This window comes from Streptomyces sp. V2I9, assembly GCF_030817475.1.
GTDB lineage: Bacteria > Actinomycetota > Actinomycetes > Streptomycetales > Streptomycetaceae > Streptomyces.
The window spans coordinates 3,875,302-3,899,093 of record NZ_JAUSZJ010000002.1 but is presented as its reverse complement, the minus strand read 5'-3'; the positions used below and the strand labels follow the sequence as shown (position 1 = coordinate 3,899,093).

General features: G+C 73.0%; 23 protein-coding genes and 3 pseudogenes. 11 read left to right on the top strand and 15 right to left on the bottom strand.

Translation table 11 applies throughout. The features are described 5' to 3' along the window. Positions 1 to 99: 99 nt before the first annotated feature. Together serC and QFZ71_RS17260 are read left to right on the top strand one after the other, a co-directional pair. The gene (serC, locus tag QFZ71_RS17265; RefSeq protein WP_307669107.1) at positions 100 to 1,218 is read left to right on the top strand and encodes a phosphoserine transaminase; all 1,119 of its coding nucleotides are present in this window, start codon (positions 100 to 102) and stop codon (positions 1,216 to 1,218) included. A 169-nt stretch (positions 1,219 to 1,387) separates the two neighbouring features. Then, positions 1,388 to 1,999 carry a Uma2 family endonuclease gene (locus QFZ71_RS17260; protein WP_307669106.1) on the top strand — a complete coding sequence of 204 codons (612 nt, stop codon included), beginning with the start codon at positions 1,388 to 1,390 and terminating at the stop codon, positions 1,997 to 1,999. A gap of 15 nt (positions 2,000 to 2,014) precedes the next feature. On the opposite strand, the gene QFZ71_RS17255 is transcribed toward QFZ71_RS17260, so the two are convergent. The 5 genes from QFZ71_RS17255 to QFZ71_RS17235 are packed head-to-tail and all read right to left on the bottom strand — an operon-like array spanning position 2,015 to position 5,631. Next, positions 2,015 to 2,425 (bottom strand): DUF4259 domain-containing protein, encoded by a 411-nt coding sequence (locus tag QFZ71_RS17255; protein ID WP_307669105.1) that lies wholly within the window; start codon positions 2,423 to 2,425, stop codon positions 2,015 to 2,017. Positions 2,426 to 2,435: 10 nt separating this feature from the next. Further along, entirely contained in the window at positions 2,436 to 3,155 is a 720-nt protein-coding gene (locus QFZ71_RS17250; RefSeq protein WP_307669104.1) for a class I SAM-dependent methyltransferase, read from the bottom strand. 11 nt (positions 3,156 to 3,166) lie between these two features. Next, positions 3,167 to 3,697, bottom strand: coding sequence for a GNAT family N-acetyltransferase (locus QFZ71_RS17245; RefSeq protein ID WP_307669103.1), 531 nt, complete (start codon positions 3,695 to 3,697; stop codon positions 3,167 to 3,169). A gap of 42 nt (positions 3,698 to 3,739) precedes the next feature. Continuing rightward, the gene (locus tag QFZ71_RS17240; protein ID WP_307669102.1) at positions 3,740 to 4,594 is read right to left on the bottom strand and encodes an ABC transporter permease; all 855 of its coding nucleotides are present in this window, start codon (positions 4,592 to 4,594) and stop codon (positions 3,740 to 3,742) included. Next, positions 4,591 to 5,631 (bottom strand): ATP-binding cassette domain-containing protein, encoded by a 1,041-nt coding sequence (locus tag QFZ71_RS17235; RefSeq protein ID WP_307671490.1) that lies wholly within the window; start codon positions 5,629 to 5,631, stop codon positions 4,591 to 4,593. The genes QFZ71_RS17240 and QFZ71_RS17235 overlap by 4 nt, the downstream gene beginning before the upstream one ends. Positions 5,632 to 5,782: 151 nt before the next feature. Between QFZ71_RS17235 and QFZ71_RS17230 the strand changes: the two genes are divergently transcribed. Next, a complete protein-coding gene (locus QFZ71_RS17230) occupies positions 5,783 to 6,664 on the top strand; it encodes a TetR/AcrR family transcriptional regulator (protein ID WP_307669101.1) in 882 nt (293 codons plus the stop codon). 31 nt (positions 6,665 to 6,695) lie between these two features. Then, positions 6,696 to 7,097: a PPOX class F420-dependent oxidoreductase gene (locus QFZ71_RS17225; RefSeq protein WP_307669100.1), complete on the top strand. Its 402-nt coding sequence runs from the start codon at positions 6,696 to 6,698 to the stop codon at positions 7,095 to 7,097. Between the two features lie 169 nt (positions 7,098 to 7,266). Here QFZ71_RS17225 and QFZ71_RS17220 read toward each other — a convergent pair whose 3' ends face one another. Continuing rightward, entirely contained in the window at positions 7,267 to 8,307 is a 1,041-nt protein-coding gene (locus tag QFZ71_RS17220) for a WD40 repeat domain-containing protein (protein WP_307669099.1), read from the bottom strand. Between QFZ71_RS17220 and QFZ71_RS17215 the strand changes: the two genes are divergently transcribed. Beyond that, positions 8,306 to 9,130: a GDSL-type esterase/lipase family protein gene (locus QFZ71_RS17215; protein ID WP_307669098.1), complete on the top strand. Its 825-nt coding sequence runs from the start codon at positions 8,306 to 8,308 to the stop codon at positions 9,128 to 9,130. The genes QFZ71_RS17220 and QFZ71_RS17215 overlap by 2 nt on opposite strands. A gap of 16 nt (positions 9,131 to 9,146) precedes the next feature. Here QFZ71_RS17215 and QFZ71_RS17210 read toward each other — a convergent pair whose 3' ends face one another. Both QFZ71_RS17210 and QFZ71_RS17205 read right to left on the bottom strand, forming a co-directional pair. Further along, a complete protein-coding gene (locus QFZ71_RS17210; RefSeq protein ID WP_307671639.1) occupies positions 9,147 to 9,287 on the bottom strand; it encodes a hypothetical protein in 141 nt (46 codons plus the stop codon). 189 nt (positions 9,288 to 9,476) lie between these two features. Beyond that, positions 9,477 to 10,118: a TetR/AcrR family transcriptional regulator gene (locus QFZ71_RS17205; RefSeq protein WP_307669097.1), complete on the bottom strand. Its 642-nt coding sequence runs from the start codon at positions 10,116 to 10,118 to the stop codon at positions 9,477 to 9,479. Positions 10,119 to 10,458: 340 nt separating this feature from the next. On the opposite strand from QFZ71_RS17205, the gene QFZ71_RS17200 reads away from it, so the two are divergent. After that, positions 10,459 to 11,355, top strand: coding sequence for a hypothetical protein (locus tag QFZ71_RS17200; RefSeq protein WP_307669096.1), 897 nt, complete (start codon positions 10,459 to 10,461; stop codon positions 11,353 to 11,355). Between the two features lie 311 nt (positions 11,356 to 11,666). On the opposite strand, the gene QFZ71_RS17195 is transcribed toward QFZ71_RS17200, so the two are convergent. The 4 genes from QFZ71_RS17195 to QFZ71_RS17180 form a co-directional block, all read right to left on the bottom strand. Then, positions 11,667 to 12,725 carry a phosphotransferase gene (locus QFZ71_RS17195; RefSeq protein ID WP_307669095.1) on the bottom strand — a complete coding sequence of 353 codons (1,059 nt, stop codon included), beginning with the start codon at positions 12,723 to 12,725 and terminating at the stop codon, positions 11,667 to 11,669. Between the two features lie 65 nt (positions 12,726 to 12,790). Beyond that, complete coding sequence (locus QFZ71_RS17190; RefSeq protein WP_307669094.1) at positions 12,791 to 13,306, bottom strand: GerMN domain-containing protein; 516 nt, start codon at positions 13,304 to 13,306, stop codon at positions 12,791 to 12,793. Further along, positions 13,303 to 14,808, bottom strand: a complete 1,506-nt coding sequence (locus tag QFZ71_RS17185) for a HAMP domain-containing sensor histidine kinase (RefSeq protein ID WP_307671489.1) — start codon at positions 14,806 to 14,808, stop codon at positions 13,303 to 13,305. Before QFZ71_RS17185 ends, QFZ71_RS17190 begins: the two co-directional genes overlap by 4 nt. A 164-nt stretch (positions 14,809 to 14,972) precedes the next feature. Continuing rightward, positions 14,973 to 15,713 (bottom strand): response regulator transcription factor, encoded by a 741-nt coding sequence (locus QFZ71_RS17180; protein WP_307669093.1) that lies wholly within the window; start codon positions 15,711 to 15,713, stop codon positions 14,973 to 14,975. A gap of 134 nt (positions 15,714 to 15,847) precedes the next feature. Here QFZ71_RS17180 and QFZ71_RS17175 point away from each other — a divergent pair, with 134 nt between their 5' ends. The 4 genes and pseudogenes from QFZ71_RS17175 (at position 15,848) to QFZ71_RS17160 (ending at position 19,620) form a co-directional block, all read left to right on the top strand. Next, the gene (locus QFZ71_RS17175; RefSeq protein ID WP_307669092.1) at positions 15,848 to 16,507 is read left to right on the top strand and encodes a hypothetical protein; all 660 of its coding nucleotides are present in this window, start codon (positions 15,848 to 15,850) and stop codon (positions 16,505 to 16,507) included. Beyond that, positions 16,504 to 17,576 (top strand): annotated as a pseudogene (locus tag QFZ71_RS17170) (peptidoglycan-binding protein). The gene QFZ71_RS17175 and the pseudogene QFZ71_RS17170 overlap by 4 nt, the downstream one beginning before the upstream one ends. A gap of 77 nt (positions 17,577 to 17,653) precedes the next feature. Further along, entirely contained in the window at positions 17,654 to 18,430 is a 777-nt protein-coding gene (locus tag QFZ71_RS17165; RefSeq protein ID WP_307671488.1) for an ABC transporter ATP-binding protein, read from the top strand. Continuing rightward, a complete protein-coding gene (locus QFZ71_RS17160) occupies positions 18,427 to 19,620 on the top strand; it encodes an ABC transporter permease (RefSeq protein ID WP_307669091.1) in 1,194 nt (397 codons plus the stop codon). Before QFZ71_RS17165 ends, QFZ71_RS17160 begins: the two co-directional genes overlap by 4 nt. Positions 19,621 to 19,728: 108 nt before the next feature. Here the strand turns inward: QFZ71_RS17160 and QFZ71_RS17155 are convergent. Next, positions 19,729 to 20,632: pseudogene (locus QFZ71_RS17155) on the bottom strand (lysostaphin resistance A-like protein). Positions 20,633 to 21,024: 392 nt separating this feature from the next. Continuing rightward, a complete protein-coding gene (locus QFZ71_RS17150; RefSeq protein WP_307669090.1) occupies positions 21,025 to 21,447 on the bottom strand; it encodes a peptidoglycan-binding protein in 423 nt (140 codons plus the stop codon). A 1,204-nt stretch (positions 21,448 to 22,651) separates the two neighbouring features. Here QFZ71_RS17150 and QFZ71_RS17145 point away from each other — a divergent pair. After that, positions 22,652 to 23,431, top strand: coding sequence for a hypothetical protein (locus tag QFZ71_RS17145; RefSeq protein ID WP_307669089.1), 780 nt, complete (start codon positions 22,652 to 22,654; stop codon positions 23,429 to 23,431). A 99-nt stretch (positions 23,432 to 23,530) separates the two neighbouring features. Here the strand turns inward: QFZ71_RS17145 and QFZ71_RS17140 are convergent. Continuing rightward, positions 23,531 to 23,772: pseudogene (locus tag QFZ71_RS17140) on the bottom strand (hypothetical protein); the annotation flags it as partial. Between the last annotated feature and the right edge of the window lie 20 nt (positions 23,773 to 23,792).

Genomic DNA, 23,792 nt, shown 5'->3' with positions numbered 1-23,792 from the left:
TGGACCACCCCGCGCCGGGGCGTCCACGGGCCGGAGCGCACGTCTCATCGGACGGACACGGTTGTTGAGCCGCGCCACCGAGGCACTACGCTCCGTCCCGTGGCCGACATCCAGATTCCCGCTGACATCAAGCCCGCAGACGGACGCTTCGGCGCCGGTCCCTCCAAGGTGCGGACGGAGGCGCTCGACGCGCTGGCCGCCACCGGCACCTCTCTCCTCGGCACGTCCCACCGCCAGGCCCCGGTCAAGAACCTGGTCGGCGAGGTACGGGACGGCGTGCGCAGCCTCTTCTCCCTCCCCGAGGGGTATGAGGTGATCCTCGGCAACGGCGGCTCCACCGCCTTCTGGGACATCGCGGCGCACGGTCTGATCGAGTCGAAGTCCCAGCACCTGAGCTTCGGCGAGTTCTCGTCGAAGTTCGCCAAGGCCGCGAAGCTCGCGCCCTGGCTGTCCGACCCCTCCGTGATCGCCTCCGAGCCGGGCACCCACCCGGAGCCGCGGGCCGAGGCGGGCGTGGATGTCTACGCCCTCACCCACAACGAGACCTCGACGGGTGTCGCGGCCCCGGTCGAGCGCGTCGCCGGCGCCGACGAGGGCGCCCTCGTGCTGGTGGACGCGACCTCCGGCGCGGGCGGCCTGCCGGTCGACATCACCGAGTCCGACGTCTACTACTTCGCCCCGCAGAAGTCCTTCGCCTCGGACGGCGGCCTGTGGATCGGCGTGTTCTCCCCGGCGGCGCTGGAGCGCGCGGCCCGCGTCCACGCCTCGGGCCGGCACATCCCGGAGTTCTTCTCGCTGCCCACGGCGATCGACAACTCCCTGAAGAACCAGACGTACAACACCCCGGCGCTGGCCACCCTCTTCCTGCTGAACGAGCAGCTGACGTGGATGAACAGCCAGGGCGGCCTGGACTTCACGACGGGCCGCACGGCCGCGTCCTCCCAGCACCTGTACGGCTGGGCCGACGCGTCGAAGTACGCCACCCCGTTCGTCACGGACCCGGCGAAGCGCTCGCAGGTCATCGGCACGATCGATTTCGCGGACGAGATCGACGCGGCGGCCGTCGCCAAGGTGCTGCGCGCCAACGGCATCGTGGACACCGAGCCGTACCGCAAGCTGGGCCGCAACCAGCTGCGCGTGGCGATGTTCCCGGCGATCGACCCGGCGGACGTGCAGGCGCTGACCGCGTGCGTCGACTACGTGATCGAGAAGCTGTAACCCTCCGGTTCTCCGGCTCCACCGCTGTACGGAGACGGCCCGGCACCCGCGTGGGGTGCCGGGCCGTCTCTGCTTCACTCGACCGGGTGGCATATGCCAGAAGCGCGATCCTGGCCGGTCCAGCCCTACGATGGTGGCCTCGACACCAGCCCCTTCCAGGAGGCCCGCAATGTCTGCGGCAGCAGTCGAGCACCCCGGTGACGACCAGCCGGAAACGCTGCTCGAAACGGCGAACCGTCTCGCTGAGCAGCTTCCGGGGCATCGCGTCGAGATCATCGGAGGCGTCATCACCGTGGCACCACCTCTGGACGGCCCGCATGCCGACGCGCTGACCACGCTCATGGTCCCCTTCCTCGCGGCAGGTCTCCACGGCGAGGAGTCGAGAGTCCTCCAGGGCATCGGCCTCTGGCTCCCCGGCGGCCCCCAGGACTTCGCGATCCCCGATCTGGCGATCGTCGACGCCGACTCCGACGAGCACCTGGCCGAGAACACCTGCTACGACCCCGCCTGCTTCCGGCTCGTCCTGGAGGTCACCTCCGGGAACTACCAGAACGACCTCCGCAACAAGGTCACCGCCTACGCCCAGGCCAAGATCCCGGTGTACGTCATCGTCGACCGCAAGCACAGCCGGGTCCACGTCCTGACCGAACCGCTCCCCGGCGGCTACGACCGGCACGAGGTCTACGCCCCCGGCCAGCAGGCCCCGCTGCCCGCCTCGATCGGCGCCGAACTCGCCCTGGACGTGGACGGGATCGTGCGCGCGGGCCGCTCGAAACGCTGAGGACACCCGGCGCGTCTACTCCCCCGGCGCCGCCACCAGCACCGCCCGCAGCGCGGTTATCCCCGCCAGCCACGCCTGGTCCTCGCCGGCGTCCGCCCACAGGTCCAGCGGCTCGGCGTTCGGCGCGGTGAGCCGGTCCAGCGCACGGACGGCCAGCGGGCGCAGGTCGGCGGGGAGCGGGGGCAGGGGCTCCTTCGGGCCGTACGCGGTGGTGACCGGCTCGCCCCCGGGGCACTGGGCGGCGACCAGCGCGGCGGCGGCGACCGCCTCCTCGCCGTCCGCGTAGTCCTCACCCCCTGTGCCCGCGACGGCGGCCAGGACCTCCCGGAGCACATCCGCCTTCTTCTCGGCGTCGGCGTCGTCCACCCGCCCGCCGAAGTCGGCCGCGGTGTCGTTGTCGAAGTGGCCGATGTCCCAGGCGCCCATGGGATCCCCCTCAGTTCGCGGTGCTGATGTCCCCATCCTCACAGCCGCCACTGACAACCGGCCCGCGCGCCAGGACGAACCCCTGCGGCGTCCGCTCCGGGAACGGCCCGTCCGTCTCCCGCTCCCGCCGGGTCACGGACACGATGTCCAGCCCCGCCTCCCGCAGCAGCTCCGCCATCCGCTCCGGCTGCCGGCGGTGGAAGACGAGCGCGACCTCCTCACCGAGCGCCTCCGTCATCCGCAACGCCTCGTCCCCCACCTGGAAGCCCAGCAGCACGGGCGCCCCCGGCGCGAGGACACGGCGGAACTCCGCGAAGGCACGCGGCAGTTCCTCGTCCGGGACATGGATCGTCGAGTACCAGGCGAGCAGGCCGCCCAGCGACGCGTCCGGCAGGTCGAGAGCGAGCATGGAGCCCTCCTCGAAACGCAGGCCGGGGTGGTCCTTGCGCGCCTCGGCCAGCATCCGCGGGGCGAGGTCGATCCCGAACACGTCGAGTCCCAGGCCGAGTCCGTGCAGATACCCGGTCACCCGGCCGGTACCGCAGCCGACGTCCGCCAGCGGAAGCGAGGCGCCGTCGCGCGCCGTGCGGGCCGCGAGTTCCGCGAAGGCGGTCAGCAGACCCCGCTCCAGCGGTTTGGCGGCCAGCTCGTCGCGGGTCCAGTCCGCGTAGCCGGTGGCGATGGCGTCGTACGAGGCACGGGTGGTGTGCAGGAAGTCAGGTCCGGTCATGGACCGGAACCCTAGGGGACGTCCGGCACGGGGGTGCGGGCAGCCCACCGCCGTTCGCCGTCCTCCCACTCCTCGGTCGGCCGGAGCCCCGCCGACCGCGCCACCGCCTCGGACGCCGCGTGGCCGGGGTGGATGTGGGCGAGGAGTTCGCGGACGCCGCCGGCCGACGCCAGGTGCGCCGCGAGGCCCTTCGCCGCCTCGCCCGCGTAGCCCCGGCCCTGCCACGGCGTACCGATCACCCAGGCGATCTCGGCGCGGGAGCCCCGTACGGTCGCCTGGACGTATCCGGCCAGGGCCCCGCCCTCACGGACCCGGAGCACCCAGTTCCACCACAGCTCCCCCGCGTCCGGCGAACCGGCGCACTGCCGTTCGTAGCGGGAGCGCAGCACGGCCGGGGCGGGCGGCTCGCCCCCGGTGAACCGGTACAGCGCCGGGTCCGCGAGGACGCCCGCCATCGCGTCGGCGTACGCCGGGTCGAGGGGGAGCGCGTCGAGGCGGGCGGTGGTGAAGGGCGGCGGCGGGGGTGCGGGAGTCGTCGGCACGGTGCCCGACCCTACGTGCCCCGCCCCGGCCCTCTCGGCCCTTCACCGGCTCAGGCGCTGGAAACGGCGGACCGCCAGCGGCAGAAAGACCAGCGTGAGCACCAGCGGCCACACCACCGCCATCAGCAGGGCGTGTTCCTCGACCCAGAAGCCGCCGCCCGCCACGGGGTTGCCGAACAGCTCCCGGGTGGCCGTCGCGGTCGAGGAGACCGGGTTCCAGGCGGCGAGGAAGCCGAGCCAGTCCGGCATCAGGGACGGGGAGACGAAGGTGCTGGAGATCATCGTGACGGGGAAGGCGACCGCGTACAGCCCGCCGGCCGCCTCCGGGGTGGGGACCAGCATGCCCAGCCAGACGCCCACCCAGATCAGGCTGAACCGCAGCAGCAGGAGCAGCCCGAACGCCCCGAGCGCGGCCGGTACCCCGCCGTCGGCGCGCCAGCCGATCAGCAGCGCCGTGACGGCCAGGATGGTCAGTTCGGCAACGGCGACCACCAGGTCGGCCGCCCCGCGCCCGGACGCGAACGCGGAGGGGGCCATCGGCATGGACCGGAAGCGGTCGACGACCCCCTTGGAGGCGTCGGTGACGACGGCGACGGCGGTGTTCATGAAGCCCATCGCCATGGTCATCGCGAACATGCCGGGCATCAGGAACTCCCGGTAGTCCCCGCCGCCGGGCACCTTCATCGCGCTGCCGAAGACGTACCCGTACAGCAGGAGCGAGAGGATCGGGAAGCCGAGTTGCCAGCCGATCGCGGCGGGTTGGCGCTGGTAGTGGGTGAGGGTGCGCCGGGTGATGTTCCAGCAGTCGGAGACCGCCCAGTACGCCGTGCCGTGGTCGCGGCCCCGGCCCGCGGGCCGGTCACCGGTCACCTCGGGGTTCGTGTCGAGCGTGGTCATGCCGCCACCTCCGGGGCGTCGTGGTGGCCGGTCGCGTGGTCCGCGTCCGCGTCGGCCGCGCCGTGGCCCGTCAGCCGCAGGAACACGTCGTCCAGGCTGGGCCGGCGCAGGCCGATGTCCTCCACCGCGATCCCGTCGTCCTGGAGGCCGCGGGCCACCTCGGTGAGCGCGGCGACCCGGTCGGCGACCTGCGCGTGCACGCGGCGGGCCGGGATGTCGGTGACGACGCGTCCGCCGGCGGCCACCCGGTCGACGGCCCTGGCCACCGCCGCGAGGTCGGCCGCCTCGGCGGCCACCACCTCGATCCGGTCGCCGCCCACGCGGTTCTTGAGCGCGTCCGGGGTGTCGTCGGCGATGGCCCGCCCCCGGTCGATGACGGTGATGCGCGAGGCCAGGCGGTCCGCCTCGTCCAGGTACTGCGTGGTCAGCAGCACCGTCGTCCCGCCCGCCACCAACGCCCGCACCGCGTCCCAGACTTCGCCCCGGCCGCGCGGGTCGAGCCCGGTCGTCGGCTCGTCCAGGAAGAGCACGTCGGGGTGGAGGATCATCGAGGAGGCGAGGTCGAGCCGCCGCCGCATGCCGCCGCTGTACGCCGTGGCCGGCCGGTCGGCCGCCCCGGTCAGGTCGAACCGGTCCAGCAGTTCCCCGGCGCGCTGCCGGGCCCGGCGGTTGCCCAGGTGGAAGAGGCGGCCGAACATCTCCAGGTTCTGCCGCCCGGTGAGGCCCTCGTCGACGGCCGCGTACTGGCCGGTGAGCCCGATCCGGCTCCGTACGCGGCGGGGTTCGCGCGCCACGTCGAGCCCGGCGACCTCGGCCCGCCCCGCGTCGTACCGCAGGAGGGTGGCGAGGACCCGCACGGCGGTGGTCTTCCCGGCCCCGTTCGGCCCGAGCAGGCCGTGGACGGTGCCGGGGCGGACGGCGAGGTCGAATCCGTCGAGTGCCCGCTTCTCCGCCCCGCCCTTCCCCCGGTACCGCTTCACGACGCCCTCGGCGAGCACCGCGTACCCGGACGAGGGACCCGAGCCCGCGCGGGACATGGACCCCTTCTTGGGCACAGCCATGACACAACCCCCTGTTCGACGACGTTCCGGAAGTCAACTGAGTACACCGTACCCTAGATTGGGTACACCGTACTCGGATGCGGGTACGGCGTACCCATCGCTGATCCGGAGCATTACGCTGACCCTCATGGCGAAAGACGGAACGACAGCGGCGGCGGACGGCACGGCCACCGGGAGCGGCGACACCGCGCGCAGTCTGGAGCTCCTGTGGGGCACCGGGGAACGGCCGAGCCGCGGCCCCAAACCGGGCCTCACGCTGGACCGGATCGTCACCGCCGCCGTCGCCGTCGCGGACGCGGAGGGGCTGCCCGCCGTCTCCATGCGCCGCCTCTCCACCGAGCTGGGCACGGGCACGATGTCGCTCTACCGGTACGTCCCCGGCAAGGCGGAGCTGCTGGACCTGATGCTCGACCGCGTCCTGGGCGAACCGCTGCCCGCCGCGACGGGGGAACCTGATGGCGCGGCCGCCGCCGAGGCGTCCGGGGCCGCCGCCGACACGCCCGGAACGGCCGCCGTCGGCACGCCCGCGACCGGTCCCGGCGACTGGCGCGCGGCCGTCGACACCATGGCCCGGTCCTACCTGGACAACCTGCGCCGCCACCCCTGGCTGCTGAAGATCAACCAGGCTCGTACGGTGCTCGGCCCCAGCGCCCTGCGAGGACTGGAACTGGCGCTCACCGGCCTGCGGGGCATGAGACTGCGCGACCCCGAGCTGATCGGCGTGATCATCACGGTGAACAGCTTCGTGGAGGGGCTCGCCCGCACGCGGGCGGACGCTGCGGAGGCGGTACGGCAGACGGGGCTGAGCGACGAGGAGTTCTGGGACCGCCAGCGCCCCTATCTGGAGCGGGCCATGCTCAGCGGTGCGTACCCCGTGATGGCGAACATGGCCGAGGACACCTTCAGCGCCGAGTTCGACCATTTCGAGTTCGGGCTGCGGCGGCTGATCGCCGGCTTCGAGGCGCTGGTCCGGGAACGGACCGCGGAACGGGGTGCGGCCCGCACATGACAACGCGCCCGGTCCGTGCCCCAATGGAGGTATGGACGCCAGCCGGGAGCTCGCTCCTTTCGTCAAGCAGTACGCCGTCCTCCTGAGCACCCACCGCCAGGACGGGACCTCCGTCGGCACCCCGGTCAACATCGCCGTCGAGGGCGATCACGCGTTCATCCGCACGTTCTCGTCCGCCTGGAAGGTCGAGCGGATGCGCAACCACCCGCGCGTGGAGATCGCCCCCTGCACGGTCCGGGGCAGCCCCACCGGACCGCAGATCAGGGCGCACGCCCGGCTGCTGCGACCGGGAACGAAGGAGAACACGCACGCGGCGCGGATGCTGTCGCGCAAGTACCCGATCGTGCAGGGCGTCCTGGTCCCGCTCGCCCACCGGCTGAAACGGGACCGGACGCTGCACTACGAGGTGTGGCCGGTGACGGACGACGACTGACCCGGTCACGCGCGACGACCGACCAGGTCACAGGTGACGACTGACCCGGTCACGCGCGACGACCGACCAGGTCACGGGCGACGACTGCCCCGGTCACGCGCGAGGGCTGAACCCGCGCCGGGCGACGACCGGACCGGCGACGGCGAGCGCCGAGGCGTCCGCGACGGCCTCAGCCCTGCCCCCGCTTCCGCCGGAGCGCGAACCACAGGACGCCCACCCCGACGATGACCGCCGCGCCGACCCCCGCTCCCCCCTTGCCGCCGCCCGTGGCGCCGCCCTCCTCGTCACCGGCTTCGCCGGTGGCGCCGGGGCTCCCCGAGGGCTTCCCCTGCTCCTGGCCGCCCTCGAGGCCGCCGCCCTCCACGTCCACCCGGACGACATCGCTGCTCTCCCCCTCGGAGCCGAACATCAGGGCCGAACCGTCCGCCGTGTACGTCACCGACTCCGCCTGCCCCTGGAACGGGGCGGCGACCGACCGGTCCTCGCCGAGGCGGCCGTTCTCGAAGGCGTACTCGCGGGCGCTGAAGTACGAGCGCAGCGTCAGGCGCTTCCCGTCCGGCGAGAAGGCCCCGTCGGTGACCCAGGGCACCTCGTCCACCCGCCGGAAGGTGTTCACGGCTCCGGCGGAGAGCTTCGCGGGGCCTTCGTAGAGGCCGCCGCCGTCCTCGTTCTTGGAGGCGATGTAGACGCGGCCGGTCTTCGGGTGGACCATCATCGCCTCGGCGTTGCGGGCCCCGTCGGCGTACTTCACGTCGTACTGGACGGCGGTGACAGTCGCGTCGCGCAGGACCTTCGGCTCGGGGAAGCGGTAGATCCACACGTGGTCCCAGGTGCCGTCGAGGTTGTCGCCGATGTCGCCGACGTAGATGTCGCCGTCCGGCCCGATCGAGATCGCCTCGACGTCCCTCGGCTCCCCCACCCCCCGCAGGGTGATGGTGGCGAGGGTCTTCCCGGTGCGGGAGTCGACGGCGAAGACGTAAGGGCCGTCGTCGCTGTCGTTGTGGGTCCAGTAGACGCCGGGGTGCGCGCGGCTGGCGGCGAGGCCGCTGGACTCGGTGATACGGGGGTCCTCGATCGTGAAGTCACGGTCGGGACTCCCGTCCTCGGCCACGGCCGGACCGGCCCCGGCGAACAGCGGCAGGGCGGCGGCGAGAGCGGCGGCGAGTACGGTGGCGGCGCGGCCTGCCGGGCCGGTCGGATACGAGCGCATGACCCAAGTGTCCATCGTCACGTCGCAGGCCGGAGCGGTGATCGGAGATGATGACGCCATGCGTTTTCTTCCGGTCGGCGATTCCATGACCATCGGCGCCACCGGCGACTACACCTGGCGCTACCGGCTGTGGCAGCACCTGGAGGCGCACCCCGGCCTCCCGTACGAGATCGTCGGCCCGCGCACGGCGCTGTACGACACCGCGGCGAACGCCCCGCTCTCCCACACCTACGCCGACCCGTCCTTCCCGCCGGCCGCCCGCCGCCATCTGTCCGGCTGGGGCGAGGGCTGGCTGCACATGGCCCCGGTGATCGCGGACGCGGTGCGCGCGTCCGGGGCGGACGTGCTGCTGGTCTCGCTCGGCCTGATAGACCTCGGGTTCTACACGGACGCCGAGCAGACGGCGGCCAACGCCCGCGCGTTCATCACGGCGGCGCGCACGGCGAACCCGCGCGTGCGGATGGTGCTGCTCCCGGTGATACCGAACGTCCGGGCCGAGACGGACGCCCCCTTCGCCGCCTCCTGCGCCCACTTCAACGAGCTGCTGGCCAAGGCGGCGGCCGATCTCGACACCCCGTCCTCACCGATCCTGCTGGCCTCGCGCCCCCCGGCGTACGACATCCACACGGACACCTACGACGGCACGCACCCCGGCCCGACGGGCGAACACAAACTCGCCGCCGCCTTCGCCGACGCGATGCACCGGGGGTGGGGACTGGGCGGCCCGTACGCGGGGGCGCCCACGGCCCCGTCCCCGGCCACGGCCCCGTCCCCGGCCACGGCCCCGACCCCGGCACCTCCGGCTCAGCCCCTGCCGGCCTGACCCGGCCGGCTCGACGTCAACGCGACGCCCGCTCGATGGCGTCGAAGACGTCGGCATCGGTCTCCTGCTGCCAGCCGGGCAGATCGGGCCAGTCGGCCACATGACCCGGCTTCGGGTCGTCGAAGTGCCGGAACATCTGAGCCGTCCAGCAGGTCACGCCGAACCGTCCGCGCCGTTCACGGATCGTCCGAACCGAAGGGGGCGCTCCGCCCCGTCGCCGGCCGGCCCGTCGCGGCTTCTCTTCCACCACGCCGGTGCGACAACCCGCGTGCCCGGCCGGGTTGTTCCGACAGGTGAGCCGCGTCGGGAGTGAACGCGTGGCCCACGGCACGCGGCGGGCACGGGCTCACCCGGTCCGCTGCGACCCCAGCATCGTCAGGGCCAGTTCCGTCAGTTCGCCCGAGACCTCGCCGGGGCGGGCCCGGCGGCTGCGGCGGGTGTGGTGGGCCATCAGTTCGTGGACCGTGCCGACCATCACCATCACGTCGACCCGGTGATCCCGGTCCTCCGCCTCGCCGCGCTCGACCGCGCGTTCGGCCTCGCCGGTCAGGAACTCCGTCCACAGCGCCCGCCACAGCTTGCAGTGTTCGTCCACCACCGCGCTGACGCCCAGCACTTCGACGAAGGTCACACGAGCCTCACGCGGGTCGGCGGTGACGGCCTCCACGTACGCGTCGAAGAGCAGCCGGACCCGCTCCGCGATCGAGCAGTTCTCGATGCCCTCGGTCAGCAGGGCGCGTTCCATCGCCCTCAGCCCGGCCGTGGTGACCCGGTTGTGGAGGGCGATGAGCAGGCCCTCCCGAGAGCCGTACTCCTGGCGCAGCACCTCGACCGGCACGCGGGCCGCCTCGCACACATCGTGCTCGGCGGTCGCCCGGTAGCCGTTGACCCCGTACAACTCTCTGGCTGCTTCGAGGAGTTGTTCCCGCGCCTGCGTGCGCGCGGCATCCCCGGGCCCGGTCCGCTGAACCGTCCAGCTGTCCGCCACCGGTCCTCCTTGAGCGCAAGCTGCGGGAGAGGAGCCTGAGCGCCTCTGCACGAACCGCGGCCCCATTGTGCTCGCCCCACCGCCGCACGGACGGCCTCGCCACACCCATACGGGGGAATACCCGCACGCGGAAACGCTTCTTCTTCCCGCGCCCCGGACGCACCCGCACACCCGTCCTAGCCGGCCGTCTCCACCCCCTCACCAGTCGCCCGCACACGCGTCCCCGCCGCGGCGCCGACCCCGCGTTGAACGCGTTCAACCGGCTCTGCCACGATGGCCGCAGCTGCCGCCCATCGGGCGTGCCGCGTACATCAGACGTGCGCGTGAGGGGGAATGAACGGTGAAGAAGAAGCGCCTCTGGGGGCTCTCCCTGTTGCTCTCGATCCTGGTGCTGCTCCTGGAAGCGGTGATCGCGCTCATCGTGAGCGTCGCTTACGGATTCACCCAGGAGTCCCCGAACGACGGGGGTGGCTCGCCCGCGATACTCATCCTGGCCCTGCCCGTGATCCTCGTGTTCGCCACCGTGGTGGCCGCCCTGCTCTCCGTGGTCCTCGTCCTCCCCACCGTCTGGCTGAGCGAGGTGCTGGGGCGCCGATCGGGCGGGCGCGAGGTGTGGTGGTGGGTACCGGTGGTGGCGGGGGTCGTCTCGCTCGCGGTCGTCGGCCTCGTCGTCGCCCTGGCCGGCGGCTCGGGGGCTGGTGCCTTCGCGGTGGGGTGGGTGCTGACGGCGGTCGCGCTCACCGTTCCGGCGCTGCTCTGGCGGTCGCGCCGGGAGCGGGTGTTCGGGCCGGTGATCCTCTGGGGAGTGGTCGCCGTCATCCTCACCACCGTGCTCGGCGGCGTCGGCTTCTGGACGGGACTGCTCCAGGAGTACCGCCCGCCCGCGCTCACCTCGGCGGACGTCGTCGGGCGCTGGACCGACGGGAGCGGCGGGACCATCACCTTCACGCCGGACGGCCGCTTCACCGCCGTGGACATCGACGACGACCTCGACACCTACGACGACTTCAGCGAGGCGGACCCGAAGGGCGGGGACGACGACCGCTGCTCCGGGCAGGGCACCTGGACGTACGAACCCGGTCCGGGCCGCTGGTCCCAGGAGGTGCGCGTCACGGTCGACTCCTGCGCGTTCGACTACTGGAACGTCGGCGGGACGGAGACCCGGCCCACCCTCTACCAGTACACCGACGACACGGATTCCGGGGATCTGTACGAGTTGACGAAGGCGAACGGCTAGGGCGCAGGGGGAACCGGGGGCCCGTGCGGTGGGTGGGGCGGCGCGGGACGAGGGGATCTCACGGTGGGGCGTATCCGTCGCGTACGTCGTGAGGGGGCCGCCTTCACCGGCGGGCCCAGCCGCATCGGGCTCTCCCGGGCACCGGCGAGGGCGAGCCGCTGCCGAGCAGGTGCACGGCTCCGGCCGCCGACGCCGAGGTGATCGAGAGTGGCCACGACCTCACGGACACGGTCCCGGCCGGGTGAGGGCCGTCCGTGGAAGCGTCGGGGCCACGACGCCGGTCCACCGGGCGCGGCGCGGGGCGACAGGTCCTACGACCAGGGACGGGTGTCGTACGCGGGCAGCGGCCGCAGGGCCGGCCAGCGCGCCGCCAGCCGTTCGGCCAGGGTGGAGCTCAGGCGGCCCACCGCGTGCAGACGATCGTGGTCGCGGGTCATGTCGGCGACCACGCCCAGGCGGTGGACAAGCCGCTCGCGGGCGGAGACGTAGCCCCACGAGAAGTCCTCGGCGGGCAGCCGGGCGAACTGGTCGGCCGTCCCGCGGTGGGCCCGCTCGACCAGCGCGTCCCCCTGGATCAGCCACCCCGCGCACGCGTCGGCGAGGTCGCCCGGCACGTCCCTGCCGGTGAGGCCGCGCCAGGTGGTCCGGTAGATGCCCTCGACCTCCGCGAGCGGAGCCGCGGGGACCGACATCGCGCACCAGCAGGTGGGGAAGCCGATGCGGAAGTAGGCGAGTTCCAGCAGTCCGTTGCCGAGCGCCGCCCGTTCGAAGTCGACGAACCGGACACCGTCCCCGGTGCGCAGGTCGTTGCCGGGGCACGGGTCGCCGTGCAGCAGCGCATGATGCGGGGTGGGGTCCAGCCGGTCCAGGAGGGCGGCGAGTTCATCGGGCGCCTCGGGTGGGACGGGCACGTCGAACGCCCGCGCCAGGGCGAGGAAGGACTCCGCGTCGGCGGCCGTGGGCCCCGACCAGGCGGGGAGCGCGCCCGCGTCGGCGGGTCCGGTCAGGGCGTGCAGCCGGGCGAGTGCCTCGGCGTACCCCGGCATCCAGTCGTCCGTCCTGCCGAGGTCGTCCAGGTGGTCGAGGACCATCACCCGCGCGGGCGCGTCCGTGGCGAGCACCGCGGGAGCCACGGCCGGCCCGGTCGCACGCCCCGCCAGGCGCAGTCCAGCGATCTCCCGCGCGAAGCGCGTGTCCGCGTCGGCGGCCGCGTCCCCGACGTCGGTGATCTGTTTGACGACCACCAGGCTCCGGTCGGCCAGCCGGACCCGCCACACCCGTGATCGCGGACTGCTGTCCAGAAGCCTGCTCGACTCGGGGGTGCCCACGGTGGAGCGCAGCGCTTCATCGAACGGGAGCCGGTTCGGCATGGGGGCGAGCCTAGAGCATGCCCGGCGGAAGGTGTCCGGCCCCGCCGCGCACCGGTCCCGCATCCTCAGCGGTCCAGGAACTCCGCGCAGCGCAACGGCCCCAGCACCGGGCCTTCCCCCGGCCGGATGGTCACCTCCACATCGTCCGCCCGGACCTCCGCCTCACGGTCGGACTGGAAACTGGCCAGCGTGCAGACCAGTTGTCCCGTCACCTGGTCCCGAGCCCGCGCCCAGTACGGGCCCTCCAGCTGCACCGTGACGCGTGCCCCGTCACCGGTGACGCGGTAACCGCTGGGGGCCTGGAGCAGCGTGGTCAGCCCCTCGCGGCGTTCGGCGGCCGTCGGCCCCTGGGCCAGCAGCTTCATCACCGCTTCCAGGCCGTCGTCCTCCCGGTCGAGCAGGGGCACCGCCCGCAGTCCGGTGTCCGACGCGTAGTAGAGCCGCTTCCCCCGCGTCAGCCCGGAGGCGGGCTCACCCGCGTCTATCACCCCGGTCGGCCGGACGCCGACCCCGCAGCCGGCCGACGCGGACAGGACGGCCGCCAGCGCGGCGAGGGTGACGACACCTCGGCGGCACCTCATCGTCCCTCCTCCTCTCCCGTACTCCGGAGAGTCGGTCCCGATGGCAGGATCAGCGTGAACACCGCGCCTCCGTCCGGCCGTTGACCGACCTCGATGGTGCCGCCGTGCAGCCGGGCGTTCTCCAGGGCGATGGCCATCCCGAGACCGCTGCCCTGTCCGCCGTCCAGCCCGGCCCCCGGCCCGCCGGCCCATCCATCGCGCCCGGCCTGCCCGTCGCGCCCGGTGACGGCCGTCCGGGTGCGCGCCTCGTCCGCCTTGTAGAACCGGTCGAAGACCCGCTCCCGCGCCTCCGGCGGCAGACCCGGTCCGCGGTCCGCGACCTCCACCGCCACCCGGCCCTCCGCGGGCGCGGCCAGGGTGACCGTGACCGGCGGGGCCCCGTGCCGGAGCGCGTTGCCCACCAGGTTCGAGACGATGACGTCGATGCGCCGCCGGTCCACCACGGCCCGTACCCCCTCGGCGAGTTCGGCGGTCACCCGGTCCGTCCAGCCGCGCAGCGCCAGCGACGCCCGTACGGTGTCGGCGAGGTCGGTCTCCGAGGCGTTGAGCCGGACCGCCCCCGCGTCGAAGCGGGAGATCTCCATCAGGTCCTCGACCAGCCGGGACAACCGGGCCGTCTCCGCACCCACGGTACGGGCCGCTCGGGCGGCGTCCGGCGGGAGTTGGTCCGCGTCCTCCTCCAGGACCGTCGCCACCATCGCCATCGCCGCGAGGGGCGTGCGCAGTTCGTGCGACACGTCCGCCACGAACCGCCGCGCCTTCGCCTCCTGTGTCCTCAACTCCGCGTCGGACGACTGGAGCGCGTCGGCCGTCTCATTGAACGTCCTTGCCAGATCGGCCAGTTCGTCGCGTCCGCGCACCGCGACCCGGCTGCCGAGGTCGCCGGCGGCCAGTTCGCGGGTGGCCCGCCCCAGCTTCCGTACCGGCCGCAGGACCGTCCCGGCGGCCAGCAGCGCCAGCAGGGCCGCCGCCACCACCACAGGCACGATCCCCTCCTGTACGGAGTCCAGCAGCGCGGCGGTGTCGTCGCGCTCGGCCCGCAGGTCGGTGATGGCGAAGACCTCCAGGCCCGAGGTGCGCCGGTCCCCGTCGGCGTACGTCACGGGCGTGCCGACCACCAGGTACGGCTCTCCCCTCCACTCCACCCGCTGGAACCGGGCCCCGTCCCCGGCTCGTACGGCCGCCCGCAGTTCGGCGGTGATCCTGCCCTCCGTGTCCGCGTACGCGTCGGAGACCGCCGACAGGTCCTCGTGGCGGGCGACCACGATGCGTGCGCCCAGGCCCTCGGAGACCTCCGCGGCGAACCGGGACAGCGACCGCTGGTCGGGCGGCAGGTCGAACCCCGCCGCCACCACCGCGACCCGCTCCCGGAGGTCGTTCACGGCGGTGTTCTGGGTGCGCTGGAGGACGGCGGTGCGGGCGTCCCGGTAGGCGAGGGCGGTCGCGGTCACCGCGCTGAGGAGGGCGACCAGGACGAAGGTGACGACCAGCCGGACCCGCAGTCCCCCGGCGAACCGCCGGGGACGGTGGCGAAGGGACCCCCGCCGCCGTGGGCCGAGCCGAAGGGACCCGAGCCGAAAGCCCCCGGACCGCACAGGCCCGGACCCCACGGACCCGGACCGCCGGGGGCCGGACCGCAGAGGACCGCGCCCCGGAACGCCGCCGCTCACAGCGGACCGAAGCGGTAGCCGAAGCCCCGCACCGTCTGGACGTACCGGGGCCGGGCCGGTACGTCCTCGATCTTGGCGCGCAGTCGGCCCACCGCCGCGTCCACCAGCCGGGAGTCGCCCAGGAACGTGTGGTCCCACACCGACGCGAGGAGCTGCTCGCGGGTGAGGACGCGGCCGGGGGCGGCCGAGAGCTCCAGCAGGACCCGCAGTTCGGTGGGCGGCAGGGCGATGGGCGTGCCGTGCTTGGTGACGGTCAGCCCGGCCCGGTCGATCACCAGACCACCGTGTTCGGTGCGGTCGCCGTGATCCGCCCGACCGGCCCCCGCCCCGACACCCGCACCCGCCGTGCCGGGCCCCGCCGCCGGTTCCGCGCGGCGCAGGGCGGCCCGGATACGGGCCTCCAGGACGGGCGCGGTGACCGGCTTGACCACATAGTCGTCGGCCCCCGCCTCCAGCCCGGCCACGATGTCCTGGTCGTCGCCGCGCGCGGTCAGCATGATGATCGGCAGACTCGCCGTCCGGGCCCGGATACGGCGGCACACCTCGAAGCCGTCCATCCCCGGCAGCATCAGGTCCAGCACCGCCAGCTCGACCGGCGCGCCCCGCTCCCCGGCGAGCAGCGCGAGGGCCTCCTCGCCGGTGGCGGCCGTCTCCACGCCGTACCCGTGCCGGCGCAGCACGAGTTCCATCCCGTCCCGTACGGACGCGTCGTCCTCGATGAGCAGCACATGCGGCATGGGGCCGATTATGCGCACGCCCCGCATCGCTCCGCCTCCCCCTCCCAGGGCTCAGCCGCAGGTCGGAGGCATTGTTACGTTCCCATCATGTGCCCATGCACCGGCCATCACGCACGACGGCCAGCGTAGGGCCCATGAGCTTCCCCACCACCACCGCCGGGCTCCGCCTGGCCGCCTTCGTGGCCGTGCCCGTACTCGCCCTCACCGTCGCCTGCGGCGGCAGCGACGACGACGCCGGGGCCAAGAGCCGCGACGCGATCGCCGACGTACCGTCCCCGAAGTCTCCGAAGTCCGAGCAGTCCGAGGACGGGAACACCGGGAAGGACGGCGCGCCGAGCGCGAAGCCCGCCGGCAAGAGCGCCTTCTACGACGCCCAGGTGGCCTTCGTCCAGTGCATGCGCGCCAAGGGCGGCTACCCGGAGTACCCCGACCCCAAGCTCAGCGGCCACCTCGACTGGTCCAAGGTCAACGAACTCGGCTCCCAGCCGGGCCGCAACCAGGGCATCAAGGCCGGGAAGAACAACGTCTGCGTGGACGAACTCAAGGCGTCCATGGCGGTCGAGCCCAAGCGTGACCAGCAGAAGTCCTACGAATCGATGCTCGCGCACGCCCAGTGCATGCGGGACAACGGCATCAGCCGGTTCACCAACCCGGTGATGTCCGGCGGCAACGCGATCCCCGGCGGCGACCCGAACCCCGGCTCCCCGGTCCTCGACCCCGAGTCGCCCGCGTACAAGCAGGCCCGTGAGGCGTGCAGGACGAAGCTCCTCGACGGTCTGGACGGCATGCAGTGAAACGCTCCACCACCGCCCTTGTCGCCCTGGGCGCGGTGACCGCCGCCGTCACCGGGGCGTCCTGTTCCTCGGCGTCGGCGGCGGGGCCGGCGCGGCGGGCCGGGACGGGGACGGCCTGCCGCCCGCCACGGCCGCCGTCGTCCGCACCGACCTCGTGCTATCCAAGACCGTCGACGGCCGGATCGACTTCGCCCAGCGCCGCGCCGTCAAGGCCGCCGTGGAGGGCACGGTGACGGTGGCCGCCGCCGAGGGGACGACCGTACGGAGAGGGGAGGCCCTGTACGAGCTGAACGACAAGCCGGTCACCCTCCTCTACGGGCCGGTCCCGGCGTTCCGCGAGATGAAGGCGGGCGCCCGAGGCAGCGACGTACTCCAACTGGAGCGCAATCTGCGCGACTTGGGTTACGGAGCCGGGCTGTACGTCGACACGGAGTACGGCCCCGACACCGAGGCCGCCGTCAAACGGTGGCAGAAGCACCTCAACCGCGAGACCACCGGCCGGGTCGGCCGGGGCGACGTCGTCTTCCAGCCCGCCGAGGTCACGGTGGTCTCCGCCGACGCGGCCCTCGCCGACCAGGTCGGCCCGGACGGGCCCGTCCTGACGATCGCCTCGACCAAGCCGGTCGTGCGGGCCCTGCTGGAGCAGACGGACGGGGCGCTCACCGCCCGCGGCACGAAGGTGGAGGTGACCCTGCCGAGCGGAAGGACCGAGACCGGGAAGGTCGCCGGGACGGTGCGCCCGGAGGGGGACGAGGAGGCCGAGGGCAGCCAGGAGGGCATCACCGTCGAGGTGGTCCTCGACGGTGGCTCCCGTGCCGTGTCCGGCGAGGACGCCGAGGCGACGGCGAGCGTCACGTTCGTCAGCGAGGCCCGCAAGGGAATCCTCGCGGTACCGGTCGAGGCGGTGGTGGCCCTGCGCGGCGAGAACGGCGGGTACGGCCTCCAGGTCGTCCGCGGCACGACCTCCGAGATGGTCCGGGTGGAGACGGGCATGACGGCGGACGGGCAGATCGAGGTCAGCGGGGACGGGCTGCGCGTGGGCATGAAGGTGGGGGTGGCGAAGCCGTGACCACACACCGCCCGGCCCCGTCCGCGCACCGCCCGGACCCGCCCGAACACCCGCCCGCGCACCGTCCGGACCCGCCCGTGCCACGGCCGATCGTGGTCGAACTCCGCGACGCCGGTAAGTCCTACCCCGGCGGCGTCCACGCCCTGCGCTCCGTGGACCTCACCGTCCACGAGGGCGAACTCCTCGCGGTGGTCGGCCCGTCCGGCTCCGGCAAGTCCACGATGCTCAACGTCATGGGCACCCTGGACCGGCCCACCTCGGGTACGGTCCGGGTCGCCGGCTACGACGTGTCCACGCTCTCCGACGCCCGCCTCTCCGCCCTGCGCGCCCGCCACATCGGCTTCGTGTTCCAGCACTTCCACCTCGCGGCGGGCCGTGACGCGGTGGACAACGTCGCCGACGGGCTGCTGTACACGGGCGCCGCCCTCCGGGAGCGGCGCGACCGGGCGCGCGAGGCGCTGGTCCGGGTGGGCCTGGGCCACCGCACCTCGCACACCCCGAGCGAGCTGTCCGGCGGCGAGAAGCAGCGCGTCGCCATCGCCCGCGCCCTGGTCGGCCGGCCCAGCCTGCTGCTGGCGGACGAGCCGACCGGGGCCCTGGACACCGCGTCCGGCGCCATCGTCATGGAGCTGCTGCACGAGCTGAACGCGTCCGGCACCACGGTCTGCGTGATCACCCACGACCAGCAGATCGCGGCCTCGCTGCCGCGCCGGGTCCGCTTCCGGGACGGCGAGGTCGTCGCGGACGAGGGCTCTGCGACACGTACGGAGAACCGCCCTCCGCCGCGTACGGGCGGGCACCCCCCGATGCCTGCGGACGAATGCCCTCCGGCACACACAGGGGAGGGCGCATGACCCGCGGTCTGATGCCCGCCCGGCTCTCCCCTCGGGACGTCCTGCGCGTCGGCGCGGTCGGTCTGCGGGCGCGCCGGGCCCGTGTGGTGCTCTCGGCGCTCGGGATCGCCATCGGCATCGCGACGATGGTCGCGGTCGTCGGCCTGTCCGAGTCGAGCCGCGCGGACCTGATGTCCCGGCTCGACCGCCTCGGCACCAACCTCCTCACCGCCGAGGCGGGCGAGACCCCGATCGGCGGCACGGTCGAACTGCCGAAGAACGCGGTGGCGATGGTCGAGCGGATCGGCCCGGTGCTCCACGCCACGGCCACCGCCGAGGTCGACGCCCGTATCCGCCGCAGCGATGTCGTTCCCGAGGAGCGCACCGCCGGGGTCACCGCCCAGGCGGCCCGGACCGATCTGCTCTCCACGCTCGGCGGCGAGGTCGCCCGCGGCACCTGGCTGACGCCGGCCGGGGAGCGGCTGCCCACGACCGTCCTGGGCACGGTGGCGGCGGACCGGCTCGGCATCACCCGCCCCGGCGAGACGATCATGATGAACGATGTCCGGGTGGTCGTCGTCGGCATCCTCGAACCCATCGAGCTGGTCCCGACCCTGGACCGGGTGGCGCTGGTCGGATTCCCCTCCGCCGAACGCTACTTCGGCTTCGACGGCCGCCCCACCACCATCTTCGAGCGGTCCACGGACGCCTCGGTGGAGGACGTACGGGCGGTGCTGGCCCGTACGGTCCACCCCGGCAACGAGGCCGCCGTCAGGGTCTCGCGCCCCTCGGACGCGCTGGCGGCACGCGCGGCGGCCGACAAGGGGCTGACGACCCTGATGCTCGGGCTGGGCGCGGTGGCGCTCCTGGTCGGCGGGGTGGGCGTCGCCAACACGATGGTCATCTCCGTGCTGGAGCGCCGCCAGGAGATCGGCCTGCGCCGTTCGCTGGGGGCGACGCGCAACGCGATCCGGCTCCAGTTCCTGACCGAGTCCCTGCTGCTGTCCGCGCTGGGCGGGGCCACGGGCGCGCTGCTGGGCGCGGCGGCGACGTACGGGTTCGCCCGCGTGCAGGGGTGGACGGCGGTGATCCCGCCCTGGTCCCTGGCGGGCGGCCTGGCCGCGACCCTGCTGATCGGCGTGGCCGCGGGCCTCTACCCGGCGATCCGCGCCGCCCGCCTGCACCCGACGGTGGCCCTGAACACGGCGTGAGGGGCAGGACGGTCACGGCACGGGACGGTCACGGCACGGGACGGTCACGGCACGGGGCGGCGACGCGAGGGCGGGCCGGGAGGCGCGGGGCGCGGGGCCGCCCCTCCCTCAGGGGCTGACCCGCTCGACGCCGCGCCGATCCGCGAGCTTCGCCACGATCAGGCAGTACAGCGGGGCGAAGACGAGTTCCAGGACGAGGGCCTGCCAGGGGGCATCGGCGGCGGTGCTGCTGCTGTCGAGTTGCCCGAAGCCCGCCGACAGGCCGAAGGCCAGCAGATTGTTGGCAGCGTGGAGCACGATCACCGCTTCGAGGCCGCCGGTACGGATCACCAGCCAGCCCCACCACAGGGCGGAGTAGAACAGCAGGAGGAATCCGGTGAGTTCGCCGAACCCGTGGGCCAGGGCGAACAACAGGGACGCCACGACGGTCGCGGGCCACGGCGAACGCACGGCCCGCCCGATCACCTGGACCAGCCAGCCCCGGAAGATGTACTCCTCGGCGGCGGCCTGGAACGGGACGAGGGCCAGGATCACGGCCATGCTCAGCAGGAAGTAGGGCCAGCCCGGAAAGCCGCCGCCCGGCTCCACGAGCGGCTCGGAATCCCAGGTCCAGGCGATCCCCACACCGATCTGCACGATCATCAGGGGGAAGCCCACGGCGGCGCACCACCCGATCCAGCTCCAGCGCAGCCGCCCGGCGACGGACGACAGGGTCCCGGCAGGACGGCGGCCCAGGAGCCGGACGACGCCCATGACGACGGGTATGCCGATCGCGATGCCGAGGAGCGAGATGGTCAGGTCGGCGACCGGGTCCTCGAAGAAGAGACCGCTGTCCGCCGGGTCGGGTCCCACGTCCAGCACGTCGGCGATGACCACGCCGATCATGGTGATGGTCATGATGCCCACCACGATCAGCAGCAGGGCGACCACCAACTCGCCCAGCCAGCCGTACCGCCCGCCCTGGCCCGTTGCGCCCCTGCTGGTCGTAACGGGAGCCCGAGGGCGCGCGCACCGGCCCGGTCGGCGGCGGGTTCCACGGCGGGGGCGAGCCCCAGCCCCCCTGCCAGGACGCCGGAGGCGGCGGGAACGACGAACCGGCCGGGCGCGGCGACTCGGCCGAGGCCGACGGTGGGGCCCAGGGCGACGGAGGCTCGAACGGAGGCTGGAAAGGGGGCTGATTCGGGGGCGCGGCCGGCGGGGGCTGGTCCGGGGGCACATCGGAGGGCGGGTTCACACCAGCGATCTTCGGCTGCCGCACGGCACGGGTCAACGCGTTACGCGGCCGGGAGGCAGGCAGGCTGACCGGGAGGCAGGGAGGTCAAGCACGTCACCCCAGGCGTTCCACGGCACACGGCCCACGGCCCCGGCGCCGATGGCGGCGCCGGGACCGTGGAGCCGGGGTCACTACTTGCGCAACTGGCGCCACGTGGACGGCCCGACGATGCCGTCCACTCCGATTCCCCGAGCTCTCTGGAACGAGGTGACCGCGTTGTAGGTCGCCGGGCCGAACTGCCCATCGACCGTCAGGCCGTAACCGTGATAGCCCAGGAGGCACTGGATCTCCCGGACCCGGTCGCCGGTGGCTCCCTGCTCGATCACGACATTCCACGCCCAGCTGTAGCCCGCGGTCAGCCCCGCGTAGTCGACACCCACCTTCCAATAGACGGAACACGCGGCCTGGACCGAGGCGGCCGTCGAGCTCTGGCCCGTCTCCGTCGAGGCGGCTGCCGTGCCGGGGCCGGCCAGCACGGTTCCGAGGGCGAGGGCGGAGCAGACAGCAGCTCCGGTGAACACGCCACGGAACCGCGTCGAGGACCGCATGCTCATGTTTTCTCCTTGGTGGGTGCGGTTTGCCATGAATCAGGCCGAGTCGGGCTGATGCGGCGACACACTGGCATGGCAAAGAACTGGCCACCAGAAGGTGTGATCCTGTTCCGGACAGCCCGAAAATGTCCTGCGGCAGCCTTGCCCGAGTGAGCATCGATTCTGAAAAGGCCGGCCCCTCAACGGAATTCACCAGCGGACGACGAGCTTCCCATTCCGCCAGGGCTTGCGATAGAGGTGGATGATCAGCAACTCGATGGCTCGACCTCCGCCGACGCATACCTCCATGCCGCAGGCGGGACCTCCCGCCCATAAGAAAGGAGCTTGCGAAATCCCCTCCGAGGGCAGGCAACCACCGTGCGCCCAGAATATGCGGAGCACATATGACCGGCCTCCCTACGGACCAGCGGGAAGCCGGAGCACGTATTCCTCAGGCCGAAAACTCTTGATCGTCATCTTGGGCAGTGGCCCATAACGTGGCCCGAAGTGACCGTCTCGGTCCCGGATATCGGCGTACATGCAGTCCGGCACCGAACGACCGGCCTCGCCTTGCAGCCTCATCGGCATCCGCCGTCAAGGCAGGCGGGGGACGGGCCGGGAAATCCTTTCCTCCCGGAAAGTCAGGGGATGATCCGACCTCTCCGCAGGCAGATGCCCGGAGTGACAGCTCTGACGGAACGAGCGACGAATCCCGCGTCGGCCACCCCACTCAGGCACTCCCCAGCGGGCCGAGAGAAGACCTCGGGAGGCACCTTCTCGCCTGCCCCCGCCCACGTCCGCGCACCGTCCCGCGCCCGCTTCCGCGCGGTACGTCCCTCCCGCACCTCCCCCGCACCTCCGGCCCCCGCACCTCCGGCGGCGAAGCGCTCGCGCCAGGAGGGCGGTTCGAGGGAGTTGGCCACCCTCGCCCGTACCTCGTCCCGGCAGGCGCGTCGCTCCTCACGGCAGCAGGGGCCGCAGATGGTGGCCCACGGAGCAGCGGGCCGAATCACATGCTCCTCGCAGGCCCCGCGCAGGTGATCTGGGCCGGAGGGGACGGCGATGGTACGGGCTGGGCGAGGCATGATGCGGGACACCGGTCCGCGAGAGGCCGCGGTGATCAGATCGTTGCCGCTCCCCGTACAACCGAGCAGAGCCCTCCCCGGTCCCACCATCAGCCGCGAGGAAGACCTCCGGCAGGAAACCCGAGCAGGGCGGGGGCCAGAAGATGCGCAGAACGGTGTGGAGAGCGGCGGTGGCCGGTGGGGCTGCGGCCGTGTTCACCGGGGTGGCGGCGGTGCCGGCCGGGGCGGTGGAGGGCGGGGTCTCCTTCAGCCGGGTCACGGTGAACGGCGGGAAGCCGATCGTGCTCGGTGTGAAGGAGGAGGTCGAGGTGTACGTGACCTTCCGGATGACGACCACGCTGAAGCACAGGTCCGGGCCGATGGTGTTCCCCTACCGGGGCACGGTGGGCTCCAGCGAAACGCTGTGGAATTCCATCATCACCAGCGATGGCGAGGTCGTGGACCAGGCCAAGGGCATCTGCGACTTCGAGGAATGGCTGACCATCGATCCACGGCACTACGACTTCGGCAACGAGGACGCGGGCACCTGGAAGACCGCGGCCAAGGTGTACCTCCCCAAGGGCGCCGAGGACATCGACGACAAGAAGCTGCCGCTCCAGGTCAAGCGAGCCACCCGCCTCACGGTCAACGCCTCCCCGGAGCCGGTCGGGAAGGGCAGGACGATCACCGTGACCGGCCGGGTCAGCCGCGCGAACTGGAACACCCACACGTACCAGGGATACGCGGGCCGCACGGTGAGCCTCCAGTTCAAGGCGGCGGGCACCTCCTCGTACAAGACGGTCAAGAAGGTGGAGTCGAACAGCACAGGCGCGCTCAAGACCACGGTGAAGGCGGGTACGTCAGGAACGTGGCGCTGGACGTACTTCGGCAACACCACATCCGGCGCGAACTCGTCGAACGGGGATCGGGTGGAGGTGCGGTAGGCGACGGGCGTACGTGGCGTGCCGGGCGACATCGTGTCGCCCGGCACCCCGGACACCGGCCCTCTGAACGCGGCCGCCGGCGCACGGGCCGATGCCCCCTCACTCGTTCACCGCACACCCCGCCCGCAGCCAGACCGCCGTACCGTGCAGCAACGCGGTGTCCACGAACGGGTCCTGCGCCGTCGCCCGCGACCGCCGGTCCAGCGGCCGGGTGCTCCCGCTCAGCGCCGGAACCCCCACGAACGCAACGCCCCGCGCGCTCCGGCTCATCGCCTCCACTCCGGGGGCCACCGATGCCCGGCGGCGGTGCCGGGCGCGAGCAGGACGTCCATGGTCGCTTCCGGCGCCGGGCGGCCCCTCG